Source organism: Alicyclobacillus sp. TC, from assembly GCF_016804365.1.
GTDB classification, from domain to species: Bacteria; Bacillota; Bacilli; order Alicyclobacillales; family Alicyclobacillaceae; genus Alicyclobacillus_I; species Alicyclobacillus_I tolerans.
Window position 1 is genome coordinate 74,121 of the sequence record NZ_CP044435.1, and the last position, 15,102, is coordinate 89,222.

General features: G+C 45.8%; 16 protein-coding genes. 14 read left to right on the forward strand and 2 right to left on the reverse strand.

Annotated elements, in window-relative coordinates; translation table 11 throughout:
- The first annotated feature begins 626 nt into the window (after window positions 1-626).
- A complete protein-coding gene (locus tag FY534_RS14200) occupies window positions 627-1,118 on the forward strand; it encodes a hypothetical protein (protein ID WP_203115671.1) in 492 nt (163 codons plus the stop codon).
- An 18-nt stretch (window positions 1,119-1,136) separates the two neighbouring features.
- On the opposite strand, the gene FY534_RS14205 is transcribed toward FY534_RS14200, so the two are convergent.
- Window positions 1,137-1,694, reverse strand: coding sequence for a MerR family transcriptional regulator (locus FY534_RS14205; protein WP_203115673.1), 558 nt, complete (start codon window positions 1,692-1,694; stop codon window positions 1,137-1,139).
- Window positions 1,695-2,057: 363 nt separating this feature from the next.
- Window positions 2,058-3,101, reverse strand: a complete 1,044-nt coding sequence (locus FY534_RS14210; protein WP_238413771.1) for a ParM/StbA family protein — start codon at window positions 3,099-3,101, stop codon at window positions 2,058-2,060.
- 329 nt (window positions 3,102-3,430) lie between these two features.
- Here FY534_RS14210 and tnpB (FY534_RS14215) point away from each other — a divergent pair, with 329 nt between their 5' ends.
- The 13 genes from tnpB (FY534_RS14215) to tnpB (FY534_RS14280) all read left to right on the forward strand — a co-directional run bounded on the left by tnpB (FY534_RS14215) (window position 3,431) and on the right by tnpB (FY534_RS14280) (window position 15,089).
- A complete protein-coding gene (gene tnpB / locus FY534_RS14215) occupies window positions 3,431-4,603 on the forward strand; it encodes an IS200/IS605 family element RNA-guided endonuclease TnpB (RefSeq protein ID WP_203115686.1) in 1,173 nt (390 codons plus the stop codon).
- 996 nt (window positions 4,604-5,599) lie between these two features.
- Window positions 5,600-6,532 carry a tyrosine-type recombinase/integrase gene (locus FY534_RS14220; protein ID WP_203115694.1) on the forward strand — a complete coding sequence of 311 codons (933 nt, stop codon included), beginning with the start codon at window positions 5,600-5,602 and terminating at the stop codon, window positions 6,530-6,532.
- 14 nt (window positions 6,533-6,546) lie between these two features.
- Window positions 6,547-6,747, forward strand: a complete 201-nt coding sequence (locus tag FY534_RS14225; protein ID WP_203115696.1) for a hypothetical protein — start codon at window positions 6,547-6,549, stop codon at window positions 6,745-6,747.
- 41 nt (window positions 6,748-6,788) lie between these two features.
- Window positions 6,789-7,052 (forward strand): hypothetical protein, encoded by a 264-nt coding sequence (locus FY534_RS14230; RefSeq protein ID WP_203115698.1) that lies wholly within the window; start codon window positions 6,789-6,791, stop codon window positions 7,050-7,052.
- A gap of 56 nt (window positions 7,053-7,108) precedes the next feature.
- Window positions 7,109-7,378, forward strand: coding sequence for a type II toxin-antitoxin system Phd/YefM family antitoxin (locus FY534_RS14235; RefSeq protein ID WP_072874669.1), 270 nt, complete (start codon window positions 7,109-7,111; stop codon window positions 7,376-7,378).
- On the forward strand, window positions 7,375-7,800 hold the full coding sequence (locus FY534_RS14240; protein ID WP_203115699.1) for a putative toxin-antitoxin system toxin component, PIN family: 426 nt from the start codon (window positions 7,375-7,377) through the stop codon (window positions 7,798-7,800). The genes FY534_RS14235 and FY534_RS14240 overlap by 4 nt, the downstream gene beginning before the upstream one ends.
- A 216-nt stretch (window positions 7,801-8,016) precedes the next feature.
- Window positions 8,017-9,309, forward strand: coding sequence for a ParB/RepB/Spo0J family partition protein (locus FY534_RS14245; protein ID WP_203115701.1), 1,293 nt, complete (start codon window positions 8,017-8,019; stop codon window positions 9,307-9,309).
- Window positions 9,302-10,624, forward strand: a complete 1,323-nt coding sequence (locus FY534_RS14250) for a hypothetical protein (RefSeq protein ID WP_203115702.1) — start codon at window positions 9,302-9,304, stop codon at window positions 10,622-10,624. Before FY534_RS14245 ends, FY534_RS14250 begins: the two co-directional genes overlap by 8 nt.
- Before the next feature lie 554 nt (window positions 10,625-11,178).
- Entirely contained in the window at window positions 11,179-11,256 is a 78-nt protein-coding gene (locus FY534_RS14260; protein ID WP_238413790.1) for a putative holin-like toxin, read from the forward strand.
- 394 nt (window positions 11,257-11,650) lie between these two features.
- Window positions 11,651-13,030 (forward strand): hypothetical protein, encoded by a 1,380-nt coding sequence (locus FY534_RS14265; protein ID WP_203115712.1) that lies wholly within the window; start codon window positions 11,651-11,653, stop codon window positions 13,028-13,030.
- Between the two features lie 84 nt (window positions 13,031-13,114).
- Window positions 13,115-13,321: a hypothetical protein gene (locus tag FY534_RS14270; RefSeq protein WP_203115714.1), complete on the forward strand. Its 207-nt coding sequence runs from the start codon at window positions 13,115-13,117 to the stop codon at window positions 13,319-13,321.
- A gap of 163 nt (window positions 13,322-13,484) precedes the next feature.
- On the forward strand, window positions 13,485-13,856 hold the full coding sequence (locus FY534_RS14275) for a hypothetical protein (protein WP_203115716.1): 372 nt from the start codon (window positions 13,485-13,487) through the stop codon (window positions 13,854-13,856).
- Between the two features lie 60 nt (window positions 13,857-13,916).
- The gene (tnpB, locus tag FY534_RS14280; RefSeq protein ID WP_203115686.1) at window positions 13,917-15,089 is read left to right on the forward strand and encodes an IS200/IS605 family element RNA-guided endonuclease TnpB; all 1,173 of its coding nucleotides are present in this window, start codon (window positions 13,917-13,919) and stop codon (window positions 15,087-15,089) included.
- Window positions 15,090-15,102: the final 13 nt, after the last annotated feature.

Below are 15,102 nucleotides of genomic sequence, written 5' to 3' on the forward strand. Positions count from 1 at the left end.
GCGAGCAATTCAGTGCAGGTCACATGGTCGCAGGTGCCGTTGACGCTATCGGATGCAGAGGTTTATCACACACCAAGTTGGCAGAAAAACCTGGATGACTATAACTCGTACATGCAGATCAACAACCCAAGCATGATTCGGCCCGAAAGTGATTTTTGGGCGGGAGAGATGCTGATGTTCAAAGCTAAACCAAGTCGACCAGATATCGTTTCCGCCCACGTCACTGTGCAAGGGTTGACCTTTAGGTCAGATGTTCCAGGGGGCATGCCCATCGACTTTACCATGCCATTTGAAATTCCGCTGACGTATGACGCAGCTACAGGCTATTTGGAAGGGAACACATCGGGCGATTGGACAGAGTGGTTTCAGTACCTTGCGAATGGGACGTATACCGTGCAGTTCTGGGCTAAAAGTTCAGACAATCAAATTGCTACAGCTTCAGCAAGTTTTACGATTCTCCATCCTTGGCTAGGTGGGAATCTGGGCTCCTATTTCCAACTTCATGAAACGTATTAACCAACGGGCCGCCATTTGCAGGCGGCCATCAAAAAGCTGCGGATTGAGTCAAAGTGAAGTTCACGCCTGTGGTAGCGTAGAATTAAAGTCCAATAGAGGAGTGTTGTAAGATGAAGTCCAAATGGTTCATAGGTTTCAGTATATCCCTTATCGGTCTTGGAATGATCACTGGCTGCGGGAGCAAGCCAACGCCTGTTTCCAATGTGGTCATCAAGAAAACGCCGCAAAATGTGAGCGATAAGCTTATTCCCGTGAAAGAACGAGAGATGTACGTCAAAGATCTACCCACGAAGGTGGATGCCGAGAATGTCGTGTATCTGTCACCGTTTGAAGGCTTTGCCATCCAACAGTACGCAGCGGTTTGGCCAAAACTGAAGCCGGAACCGGCCGTAGTTTGGGTAGGATGTGACCAGGTCATTGCAGAGAAAGCGTGGAAAACCGAAGGATTTTCTGTCGATCCTCTGCCCTCACAAAAGATTTTCTATGATCCTCAATTCTTGGCTACACCTGTGGCGTACCATAAAACGAAAGATATGTGGCTGGAGTTGCCGGGTATATTGAATGATCAAGCAAACAAAACATGGATAGCGTTTTTTAATTGAATCAAAATATCATAAAATCTAGTTTTTCCTGGAGCGGAAGAACCCTAAAAAACCTTTTTTGTGTTCATTCCGCTCTGCTTCCGTAGCGTTTTCTTGCATTTGACGAAGCGTTTGCATCAAGATTTTATCTCTATCTGTAAGTAGTTGCTTGATTTCTTCGTTTTCTCTACGTATAGCTGATATTTCATCGAGAATTGTAGGTAGAGTATTTATTTTCTCTAATAAGTCAGAATAACGTTCTTCAAAACGATAAAATTCGAGTGTTTTTTCTTCTTTATTTGAAAGTGCTATGCTTTCGGACGTTTTTAATCTATTGAAATGCTTGGCAACTACAACTTCAGCTGCTTTTTCAACGGATAAACCGCTGTTATCTCGAAGCGTTTTTAATTGCTGGAATATCATAGCGTCTTGTTCGGAATATTTTCTATGCCCTGTTGGAGTGTTTTTTGAACGAACAAATACATAACCTGCGTTTTCAAGAGCAATAGCATACTTCCTTACCGTAACGCTTTCCAAACCCATCATTTCTGCGATATCACTAGAAGAAAATTGGTTATAAGAATCGTTATGTGTCACGTATTACACCACCTCCTCGCTGATGATTCTATAAAAAACCCCATGAATCCTGTGTCGAATGAAGGAGGTTGTGTGCCGACTGAATGAGATGGAACGTGGCAAAGGGTGAAAGGAGGAGCCAAGCGGCTCCTTGTTAGTTACAATGGTTGTATCGGAGGGATTGAAGGGCGTTTCTTCTCCGGGCGCTGAGTATTGGATGATGAAGAACTCACAGGATGTGAAAGAGAGTTGTTCTTTTGTTCAGCTTCCATGCCTGCCCGTAAGAGTTGTCGGACTCGTTCGGACTGACGTCGTTTTGGAGTGCTTTCTAGCATAGCTGATATATCTGCATCATATTCGTCATCGTAGGAAAACACGAAACGTTTAGTTGTCATGAGTATCACCAAACTTCAATATGCCGTATTTCATCAATCCACGTGCGACAGACAGTTGAGGTTCAGGCATAATTTCGATAGTAGGCATCCATTTCACAAAGTAATTTCGAAATGCGTCTCCCGAACCGCCAGCTAAGAGTACTCTTTTGAAAATTGACCTGTCCGGATAGCGCTGTTGTATTCCTTGCTGCATGCGATCCCAAACTTGTCGCATAGCTTGATCTCGGAATTTTGTAATGTCCATTTTTACACGTCCATATTCAAATTGGAACTGAGATGAGCCATCTTGAGCACGTAATTGATGTTCTAAATCATAGGTCGTTGCATAAACTTTGGGTTCCCGTTGCTGTATTGATTCTAAAATATGTTGATATACATCGTTAAGGCCTGCTGGAATCGAACTCTGCTTGGAAAGTTCTAAACGATGGATTTCACTTAAATCGAGCGTTCCCGAGCCACTGTCGATGACAAGAATATCTTCCGTTTCCATTTCCTCTTTATCGACGAAGCCATCTTCTGTTACATAAGCGTCAATGAATACAGCAAACGGCTGTGGAGTGATTTCAATTCGTTTAACCATAATCACAACTTGTTGACCGTTTTTTGCGCCAGTTACGGGTGTGGAGAACCACTGATGGACAATTTCTTTTGTCCTTGCGGTATAGTCTTCGGCGGGTGTTCCAAAAACCAAATCAACTTCTAGTACGCCCGTCTTTCCATTACGAGTGGCAGCATCAAGCAAAGACAATTTACTGAGTGTTTCAAATTGAGTACTTTCAAATCGATTTTCACGATCGTACGCCCCAATAGGAGTACTATGGACGGTGCGGATGTTTTCGTATCCAAGCACAAAGGATTCCGACCCCAAAGTAAATACATCTGGTAGCTGTTTAGATTTACCGGATACAGACAGCACTTCGTGTGTACTATCGAATCGTCCATAAACGGAAGGCATCAGATTATAAAGCACGCTGCCATTATCGTGAATTCCCATTCCTATACTTCCATTGCCAACGTCGAGTCCAATAATCACCACTGCCAGCTCCTTCAAACATATTCAGTAATACTGTAGGTAGCATTAAATTACAATAAAGCATACAAATTATCAATGGGGGAATAAAATGATACTTTAAACATATTATAAACATACTTAGAGTTACTGTAGTATGTTTTATAGATCACAAAAACATAAATACGCAAATTATATGCGTTAAAACATACTATATGGCATTTAGGTATGAATAAATGTGTTTTATTATCAAATGCGCCGTAAAACCCCTTGCTTTAGCTATGGGGATATAAGGCACTCGCCGTGAGGCGAAAGTCTTTTAGTTCTTACACAAGACGATATATAATGTAACCATGACACAGAGAGCCTATAAATTCCGCTTCTACCCAACAGAAGAACAACAGCAAATTCTAGCCAAGACGTTTGGCTGTGTTCGCTACGTCTATAATTGGGGATTACGTCTCAAAACCGATGCGTACTACCAGACGGGCAAACGTCTGTACTATAAGGATTTGTCTGCTCAAATGACGGTCTTGAAACGGCAACCAGAGACGGTGTGGCTCAATGAAGTTTCCAGCGTCGCGCTCCAACAGGCGTTGCGGCATCTTGATCGTGCGTTCATCAACTTTTTTGAAGGCCGAGGAGAATATCCGCAATTTCACAAGAAGCATGGTAAACAATCGGTTACCTTTGCATCATCTGCTTTCAAATGGGATGGAGAGAGCATCACGCTTGCGAAAATGTCCGAACCACTGAACATTCGCTGGTCAAGGCGGTTTACAGGCTCTCCTTCATCCGTCACGGTGAGCCGAGATGCGGCAGACCGATACCACATCTCGATCCTTGTAGATGAGGAAATTCCTCAAGCACCTGTTTGTGACAGCCAAGTGGGTATCGATCTTGGGTTGACCGATTCCGTCATTCTTTCGACAGGTCAGAAGTTTGGCAATCCACGTTACTTCCGTAAAGACGAAAAACGTCTTGCCAAAGCGCAACGCCGACTTGCAAAGAAGCAGAAAGGTTCCAAAAACAGAGACAAAGAACGTCTTAAAGTTGCACGTATTCACGCCAAGATTGCGGATCGTCGTCAAGACTTCCTGCATAAACTCAGCACACGGTTGATAAACGAGAACCAAGTGATCGCCGTAGAGAGTTTGCAGGTAAAGAACATAATTCGCAATCACCACCTTGCAAAATCCATTGCAGATGTAGGATGGGGCGAGTTTGTACGTCAACTCGAATATAAGGCTGAATGGTACGGTAGAACGGTCGTCAAAATCGACAAATTCTACCCCTCCAGCAAACGGTGTTTTGATTGCGGACATATCATGCCGAAGATGCCACTCAGCGTTAGACAGTGGACATGTCCAGAATGCGGGGAACATCACGACAGAGATGTGAACGCCGCTCAAAACATCTTAGCCGCAGGGCTTGCGGTGTTAGCCTGTGGAGAGGCGATAAGACCCGCTCGAAAGCTCAACAGCCAACGAGAAGGCAAACCTCAACGAAGCAGGAAAGCCAACTAGTGATGGTTGGAATCCCCTGCCTTTAGGCATGGGGAGGAGGTCAAAAGATAACAGTTCCTGCATAGCCTATCGGTTGAATTGACAGAAACGTAATGATACATTGTAAGCAAACCTGCCTAAGTATGAGATTTTCCCTTCCTACATCTCATACAGGTCAGGAAGTGTGGAGTAGCCAAAACCAAGAAACCTGGTCGGAGTAGCCGAAGCCAAGAAGCCTGCCGTCATGGAGTAGCGAGAGCGAAGAAGTGAAGGATGGGTGGAGTAGTGGAGGCGAAGAAGTCAGGCGGAGTAGCGGAGGCCAAGAAGCACGAGAGTACTGACCTGGCAACCATCAGGGAGGTCGGTGCTACGTTCCTGGTTGCGCAGCATCGGGCGGTAAAGAAGCCTCGATGGAGTAGCCAAAACAAAGAAGCCCTAATGGAGTAGCGGCAGCGAAGAAGTTAGCGGTGGAGTAGTGGAGGCCAAGAAGTCGTGCGTGGAGTAACCGCAAAAACCAGGGAAACTGTCTCATCTGTACTGGCCGGATGAGGTTGGGATCGCAGGAACTGCCAGAATGGTCACGGGGAACACTCCTTGGAACAGGAGCAACGAAGCGCTAGGCGCGAACGTGACATCGATCCCATCGGGCATGGTCTACCGAATCAATGGACTAGAATTGCGAGTTTGACCGAAGTGGTCAAAGTGTGTGGCTGATCTATGGATCGCTCGCAAGCTGCACTCATCGTTCCATGAGGCCCATCGGGGTGATGCAGCATTGGTGCTAAACACCATTTTTTTTACCCTTCAATTAGAAGGTGACAGTTTTATATGATGATAAAAAAATCAAATAATATAAGGACTGTCATTTAAAAATATATATTTAGAAAAAGTAATAGAGTAGAAATGCTCTGCGCAGCCTTAGGAAAGCTATGCCCAAAAGCCCTCGTTTGAGCGTCGCAGACCCTAGCGTGAGCAGGGGCGAGACGTTCAAATGAGGGCGCACGAGGAGGCAGGAAAGTGACGGTAGGTACATATAGCAACTTGATGGCACAAGTAGAGAAGTTGCGCAGGCATGCGAAACAGGGGAGTGTGCAGACAAGGTACCGATATTATCACGCGGTAGATCGATTTTGTCGGTTTGTTGCAGAAGAGTACAAGTTACAGAAGCTGGCGAATGTGAAAGAGAAGCATCTCGTGGCGTATGCGAAGCGATTGCAGGAGACAGGGAAGTCAGCAGGGTATGTGAAGACAGAGTTGTCAGGAATACGATACTTCTGTCACGAGCTAGGTGTAGAGGTAGTGACTAACGAAGAAATTGGCGCATTACTAGGGAAGAAATTAGAGCGTCGTCGATTTGGTGAAGTGCCAAGGGCGTGGAGCGACAGCGAGGTAGAAAACGCGTTGAAGTGGGCGCGGTTGGAAGGGAAAGAGGACTTAGTATTGATCATCAAGCTGGCGCGGGTGTTGGGATTGCGGATACACGAAACCATCCGTTTGCGGCAAGGACAAGTTCAGCAGGCTTTGGCAGAGGGGTATCTGACGATCAAGGGCAAAGGCGGTCTGGTTCGGGAGGTTCCTTTAACAGGGAAGGCGCGAACGGCATTGAAGGCAGCGTTAGAATTGGCGCAACAGGAACGCCTTTTTGTGCGTTCGAATGAAAAAGCGCACCAGGTACAAAAGCGGGTCGAGAATTGGATTTACAACCGACGATCGGAGTTTACAGAAGGAGAGACAAAACTTACGTATCACGGATTGCGTCACACATACGCGCAAGAACGGTATGCGTATCATTTGCGCCGTCTGGATGGGAACGAGAAGTGGGCGCGGTTGGCGGTGGCAGAGGAGCTAGGCCATGGCCGGGACGCTGTGACGCGGATTTACTTGGCCGGATACAAAGCTAAAGTGGCGGATGGGGCGACAGGTCGACGCGTTCACTTGAAACGGGAGTGAGAGGCGGAGATGGAGTGGATGACGCATCGTTTGAGTGGTATGTGGAGCATCGACTTGAATATTTGCAACACCGTCAAGAACGCTTGCGGTCGGAATTAATGTCGGAAACGGTGGATAGTGAGCATTTTCCCTATGATAGACTGCGCGAGTATATGGAAAACAAGGGAAGGATTGCGGAGTTGAAAAGGCTAAGAGAGCGGTCAGAACGATGGTAGATGTAAATATGAAGCGAGCGTGCAAGAAGTGCGGAAGAGAGATGCCGTGGACGGAGCGGTATTTTTCGCAAAAAAACGGTCAAATGAAGCAGATCTGCCATTTATGTGCTGAGCGTGCGAAAGAGCGCAAACGGAGTTTGCAACGGGTGAGAAACGGTGAAGAACTCGAGTATGTGAATCGGCTGATGCTGATGCGTTTGGTGGCAGCGGTGGTGAGTGCGATGCGAGAAGAAGAGCAGCTGGAGCAAGCGCGGATACGTCGAGAACTGTGGGAGAGGTCGAGGCGAAAAAATATAGGAAAATGAGAAGTGGTAAGAGTAATCGGTAAATTGATATAATTATATCAATAGGGGTGATGAACTTGATTCAAAAGGTATCTGCTATGGACGTTCGTAAACACTTTGGGGACTTGTTAAATGATGTACATTATCGACATAATACTGTACTCATTACCAAAGCAGGGAAACCAATGGGAGCCCTTATCGATGTTGAGCTATTTGAGAAAATTCGTCTTATGGAGACAGAGTTTCATCGAATGACCAACGAACTGGCAAAAGCGTATGAAGGTGTCGATCCCATTGTTGCTGAGGCAGAAATTCAGGAAGCAATTGAGGCACTGAAAAATCAATGAAAGTCGTACTGGATACCAATGTTTTTATTTCTGGACTTTTAATGCCCCAAAGTGTTCCGGGACGAATTGTACAAGCGTGGAAAAATTCACAATACACGCTCGTAATGTCAGAAGCGTTGTTGAATGAAATTGAACGAGTGTTGAATTATCCGAAAATACAGCGACGGTTACATTGGGAGCCTGAAAAAGTTAAACAATATGTATCGTTGTTGAGATTTTATTCAGAACTCGTGTCAATTGAAGAAACGTTAATCAGCATTCCACGAGAATTGTTGCGTGATGAAAAGGATTATCCGATTTTAGCAACATATATTTCTGGTCAAGCAAATTGGCTTGTATCGGGTGACGAACATTTTCAAGATATAAGGAGACAATATTCTATTTGTACTCCAAGCGAATTTTTAAAAGAAATAGGAATCTAAACAAAGTTAAAAAGATGGTAAGCAGGAGCGTGGTGAGAGCCATGCTTTTTTTGCTATCGAAAATCCTGGCATTTTTTTGGCGCTTTTTCGGAGACGAGACGTGAGACAATCCATAGAGGGGGAAAAAGAGGTGAGATCGCCGCTCAAAGTTGAGGAAAACTTGACGCTGCGTCTAGTCAAAAAAGTCTCAAAATGGGGGCAAGGGGGAGTGTAGGTATGTTGGCAGATGTTGCATGGATCAATCCGCATCAACTCACACCACATCCTGAACGAGCACGTGTGGGGACGATATTGAAGAAAACAGATGGGAAGTATCAGCTATTGAGAGATAGCATAGCAGCGAATGGGATCGAAGTGCCGCTCAAGGTGCAGGCAGGGACGAACATCATCCTGGCCGGGCACACACGTCAACGCATCGCGATAGAGCTTGACATGCAGATGGTACCAGTACAGTACATGGACGTCGATGATGAAACAGCGGAGTTTACGATGGTGATCGATAATCATCTTCGTGCGGGTGATGAGAAAGATCCTATCAAGATGGCGGAGACGTTTAAAGCTATCGTTGATTTGATTGGATATAGTCGGGGAGGTCATCGGAATAGAAAAGTCGATGTAGAGGATATTCACTTATCAATGGTCACATCGGACACCTCTATTGAGGGAAGTTCAAACGGACCTAATGTCAGTTTGATAGGTTTAATAAGAAAAAGAACATTAAAAGAAATATCAGGATATTATGGGATGACAGAAAGAAATTTTTATAGATATCTGGAGTTGTTAAAACTGATACCCGAATTAAAAGAAATGGTTTCACAAGAAAAAATCGGGTTAAAAGCTGGCACTATATTAGCAAAACTTCCCGAAGAACAACAAAAGAAACTATATGACAGTATCCCTGTAGCGCAACGGATGAAATCGGAATATCGACTCGGAGAAAAGGAAGCCATCAATCTGGCAGAAATCTATGCTATAGACAAAAAACCAACGACATCTGTAGCTATGCCCATGCAATCAGATGTCATCAAGAAAACGTTAAAGATCGAAGAAGAACAAGATAGTCAGGGTTCTAACGATGAGTTGTGGATGTATGGTAAATCAAATGACAAAATCTCGGTGGGAGCGGCAGCGCTCCACTATATCAGTGATGAACATCGCAGGGATTATTTAGAGGCAGCCAATGCTGTGGATGAAGCTCATGGTAAGAATAGTACTGAAGAACGAAAAAAAATCGAAGACGCCACACAAGAAATTGCCGAAAAAATCGTTTTAATGGAAGACGAATCCACGCGAATAGCTTATGGGAATCGACAATTAGAAAGTTCATGCAAAGAAGCATTGGCAGATATCCAAAGACATGAAGTGAGACTAATAGCCAATCGATCGGTAGTAGGAAAAAACTTGGATATGAAAGTCATAGAATCTTGGGATCGGGTGATGTCCGAAATAAAGAGGCTATACGAGAAAATGGAGCAGATGAGAAATCTGGATGGCGATGTTCATGCCTGAGCTCATCTATCACTACAGTGGGAACCGTATTCGATATGGGGACTATAGCGATATTATCGTGCCTGGTGAACGTGGAAAGAAAATTTGGAATCAACAGGTATTGAGAAAGCTTGTAGAGCCTGAACGACCTTGGCTGGTTGAGTGTTGTTGTCAGACCAACCCTTCCAAGCGTGTGAGCATGCACGTAGTCGAGAGACCAATAGGTAAGCGGAGATATTATCTTGCGAATAACCCGAATTCCCCTTATCAACATACATCCGATTGTCCCAAAAAACAGATAGAATCGGTGGTTTCTCTTCCGCCGATTCTATCGAAAGATGATGCCGTGCGCTGGAGTGTCAATGAAAACGGTGAAATGCAAGTGGACGTACATGTCTCACTTTTTGCCGGTGGATTAAGAGAAATAACAGAAGATAATGTGGTTTCGGATACCGTAGAAATGAATAAAAGTAGAATCGGAGTATCTGGTGATAAAGAAGAGACGGAAAGACGCCGTACGGTACGATCACACGTGGAATTTGGTGGACTCATTCGTGAGTGGTACCTAATCGCCAGACATTGTTTGCTGGAGAATCGACCGGCATCTAATATTTCCAGTCTTATCACGCCAGCGCTCATTTTAGGTGTTATGCTGAAGACTCTTTTAGAAGGAAAAATCACAGCGAATGGAAAGGAATTGCGCTCGATAGCACACATCCCCCATCCCAGTGTTAAAAGGCACATAGAAGGAACAAGAAAAATTTTGTTGGGTATCTATGATGGAATGTTCGAGTCGGGTAAATTTGTGAAGCTTCGCGGTCTAAAATCAGCTAGTTGGCGAATAGACATTCCGGAACAATTCGCAAAATCGTTTGTTGGGTACTCTGTAGGAAAAACCTTAACGGCCGTTCGTGTGATGCGTAAAGGTGATCATTGGCGTCTTACACATGCGCCGTTTGGTGCGCTTTTGGCTCAACCAGACGCCATGTGGGTAGAATCTCGATATGAGGCTGAAGCATATCAGACGATGGTAAAAGAAGGTTGGTATGTAGAAAAACCACTTCGAATTCGTGACGATCTCGGCGGACTGAGACCGGACTTTGTGTTGCATGGTTTGGATCGTGATGTAGTGGTGGAAATCTACGGACGTGTGGGCGACGAAAAGTACAACGTCCACAAAGAGGCCAAGCGCGAATTTTATCAGGCAATGCAACGGGAAGGACTGATTCACTACGTTGAGTGGGATGCTGAGGAAAAGGATGGACAAGTTCGGTTTATGCGCTCGTTGCAAGAGCTGAAGCGAAAAAAGTGGTTGAATCAATCCAATCCAGGCTAAAACGTGTGGCATGATGAGAAAAATTCAAGGTTGTTTGTCTATCCTGATAAAAGAATAGCTTTTGCGTGGAGGGATAGGACATGAACAAACCGTTGAATCCAACATATTGCACGTTTTGTGAAAAGAAACTAACAGGCAAGGAAATGTATGAGGACATGTGTGATTCGTGTGCAAAGAAGTATGGTTGGCTGGTTGAGTTGGATCGGAGGTGACCTACGCTGGCATGTTGTGCTGTGGTGTGTTGGCGTGGTGGGCAATAGCCTAGTTGGTTTTTCATATCGCTTTGCACGTCCACAGCGCATGGTGGTATTTTAACAAGGTTGAGTTGGTTGAGCTGGTGTCGGGTTTCATTTTGAACCATCTTTTTCTAAAACGAGAATTATTGTGGACGCATATCCGGATGAAAGTCCTCTGAGCTAAACGGGTTCTGAGTTAAACGGGTTTAGAAATTCGTGCTAGAATGACATCAGGTACCGAACCTTGGGGGCCACTCCCTACCCGAATGGTGGGAGGGGGTGAGGCCAGCCATGACTGTAGCCAGTGCGTTAATGCTCATGATTCAGTTTGGATCATTTGTCATTGCGCTTCTGACACTCGTTGTGACTATCATACTTTCCGTTAAACGGAAGTAGCCGCCCCCATTAGGTTCACGCCGATTGGGGCGGCTCTTGCCTAGAATTAATCCATATGGGCAGGAAGTGCCCAAGGCGATGGTATCTGAGAGTCAGAGGCCGAACTCTGGCTCTCTTTTTCATCTTTAGTGTACCACATGCGTTTTATACGTCAATCCGGTGAATGCAGGAAAACGCGCCCCTGCTGTTGGTTCGGCTGGCCCCGGCCTACCGAGGCTACCAGATTCGCTCTCAGGGCAAGCGCCGGCGCTTCTTATCCTCCGCGCTGCGCTCGTCCGGTACCGCGCCTTTCCGCTTGCCTTGAGCCTCCCGCTTCGTCTGGTTTGTTGCCTCAGGCGGAGCCACCCCTTAAAGGGCGCAGGGGCTAAAAATCAAAAGAATGGAATGATTAAATGTGAAAAAACAACTCAGCATTGCCTTTGTAGCCGGAACTTTGCTATCGCCATTCGGTATTGTGACCGCTAAAGCGGATAGTGCTTTGTCCACAACGCTCAGTTACAACCATCGGGTGGTCACGTCAGCTGAGCATCAGGTGGCCACTGATCCTTGGTCAGGACAAATGACCAGCTGGTTACCCATTTACTATGTTGACGAGCTTCTGTCTCAGATGGGGATTCAAACTTCTTGGGACGGAACGAATCAAACCTGGTTATTGTCCGTCTCAGGGAACGTCAATACGTCTCAAACACCTGCTCCACATACGACCAGTGCGGATGTATTGGCCATCGAGATCAATGGCACGGTCGTAGAATATGCTCCTCGTTTGGTAGCGGTCGATCCTGCAAGCGGAAAAGAGACAACGTATCTGCCCATCTACTATGTTTCTGAAGTGCTCACAAGACTGGGAGATACGTCTTCGTGGAACGGATCGGATTGGTCTGTCTCTCAAGTGGTTGGCGTACCTCAGTCGACCGTCGCATCTCAGGTGTGGCCGATTTTGAACAGCTTGTGGGACGCTGCGGCACATCCTACGATGAGCGAAGCAGGTGTATCGGTGAGTACGACGACCGATACGACAGCTGGGGATGTTGCAAGCTGGATCGCGGATTGGGCCAGTCATGCGCTAGGGTACGTGGATTACAACCAGAACGGGCAAAACAACAAATTTCGCTGGTTTAGTTTGCAGTACGAAGCTTCTCAAGATCCGTTCACGTGGGCACAAATCAACGGACTCTATCAAGGAACAGGCATTACATCGTCGGAAACTACCCTATCGTCTAATCAAGTACAAACGGTCCTCTCTAATTTAGAGTGGTGGATTGATGGCGGTAAAACCTTGCCAAACGGCGCGATACAGCTTCACGCACCAATGTACTCCAAGTACAATTCCTGGAATCTGGTTCCGGCCAATCTTTTGACTCAAACAGAGTACGACGCAGTAACAACGGATGACACGATCTATTATGACAAAATTACGGTTCGAAAATCCGGACAGAATCTACTGGTTACGCTACCCGATACGGCAAACTCGGCAACGAAATTGGCGTGGAGTGTGGCCGATGGGAACTGGTCAGGCTACGGATATCAGGGTGGGCCAAGCGGGGCAGGGGATTGGGGTGGAATCACATTAACGGTTCCAGACGATGGACCGTTTTTAAGCATTGGTGAAAACTCCTTAGGCATCAATGAACAGGGTCCATACGGCCTTTTATTTGGTACACCAATTTTGAATGGTACACCAAACACTGCCTATACCATCGATATCTCCGATTTACAAACCGTCGATTCGTTGCCGAGTACGATACGTGCACAACTGACCAACGAACCAAGCTAAAACGAAAGATCAAGGTGGGGCAGGGATGCCCCAAGAACCTAGGGGCTTTAGCCGTGTGGAGTTTCAAAGAAAGGAGGTTACGTTGTGCCAAAACCGAAAATTAAAGCTAAAGATGCTGTCCAAGGTTCTAGGTTGTATATTCGCATACAAAACCAGTGGCATCATGTACAAGTCGTGGGAACCAAACCATCTCCCAAAGGTCTGAAAGTGTTGTATCAAATGGACAACGGTACGCAAGGCGAACAACTGCTTTCGGCGTTTTATACGCAAATTTCGGATGACTCAATCTAGTAGAAGGACCACTAGCCAAGGGGAAAGTATTACCTTGGCATTCGTATCCTCTGGAAAAAATCAAAATGCTAAATGACTTGTGAATACATTTCATCCTCCTTTCATAGATTGAAAAGGCTTCCAAGACTCACAGCATGAAGAAAAAAATGAAGGAGGAACTGTTGTGCCCAATTACACTTTGAACATTGAAATTGATGCGGAATCCTTAAAGAAAATCTATGCATCCAATGAAAAATTAACGCTGGTTAAACAAACCGATCCTAGTCAAACTGAAGTAGCTTGGGTGGCTTTCTATCCATTCGAAAACAATACCGTGCAATGGACAGAATCCTATGCGGTGTATGCCTCACAAACGGAACTTACCGCAGGCACAACGATCAAAAAGGTATCGACACGTTCAGCTGCTGATCAAAATGCCTATGCATTTGCTCAAGGTTCGTTCGATTTAGCCACACCCAAACAAAGCCTTGGAAAAGGGCAATATCAAGTTATCAAATGCGCCGTAAAACCCCTTGCTTTAGCTATGGGGATATAAGGCACTCGCCGTGAGGCGAAAGTCTTTTAGTTCTTACACAAGACGATATATAATGTAACCATGACACAGAGAGCCTATAAATTCCGCTTCTACCCAACAGAAGAACAACAGCAAATTCTAGCCAAGACGTTTGGCTGTGTTCGCTACGTCTATAATTGGGGATTACGTCTCAAAACCGATGCGTACTACCAGACGGGCAAACGTCTGTACTATAAGGATTTGTCTGCTCAAATGACGGTCTTGAAACGGCAACCAGAGACGGTGTGGCTCAATGAAGTTTCCAGCGTCGCGCTCCAACAGGCGTTGCGGCATCTTGATCGTGCGTTCATCAACTTTTTTGAAGGCCGAGGAGAATATCCGCAATTTCACAAGAAGCATGGTAAACAATCGGTTACCTTTGCATCATCTGCTTTCAAATGGGATGGAGAGAGCATCACGCTTGCGAAAATGTCCGAACCACTGAACATTCGCTGGTCAAGGCGGTTTACAGGCTCTCCTTCATCCGTCACGGTGAGCCGAGATGCGGCAGACCGATACCACATCTCGATCCTTGTAGATGAGGAAATTCCTCAAGCACCTGTTTGTGACAGCCAAGTGGGTATCGATCTTGGGTTGACCGATTCCGTCATTCTTTCGACAGGTCAGAAGTTTGGCAATCCACGTTACTTCCGTAAAGACGAAAAACGTCTTGCCAAAGCGCAACGCCGACTTGCAAAGAAGCAGAAAGGTTCCAAAAACAGAGACAAAGAACGTCTTAAAGTTGCACGTATTCACGCCAAGATTGCGGATCGTCGTCAAGACTTCCTGCATAAACTCAGCACACGGTTGATAAACGAGAACCAAGTGATCGCCGTAGAGAGTTTGCAGGTAAAGAACATAATTCGCAATCACCACCTTGCAAAATCCATTGCAGATGTAGGATGGGGCGAGTTTGTACGTCAACTCGAATATAAGGCTGAATGGTACGGTAGAACGGTCGTCAAAATCGACAAATTCTACCCCTCCAGCAAACGGTGTTTTGATTGCGGACATATCATGCCGAAGATGCCACTCAGCGTTAGACAGTGGACATGTCCAGAATGCGGGGAACATCACGACAGAGATGTGAACGCCGCTCAAAACATCTTAGCCGCAGGGCTTGCGGTGTTAGCCTGTGGAGAGGCGATAAGACCCGCTCGAAAGCTCAACAGCCAACGAGAAGGCAAACCTCAACGAAGCAGGAAAGCCAACTAGTGATGGTTGGAAT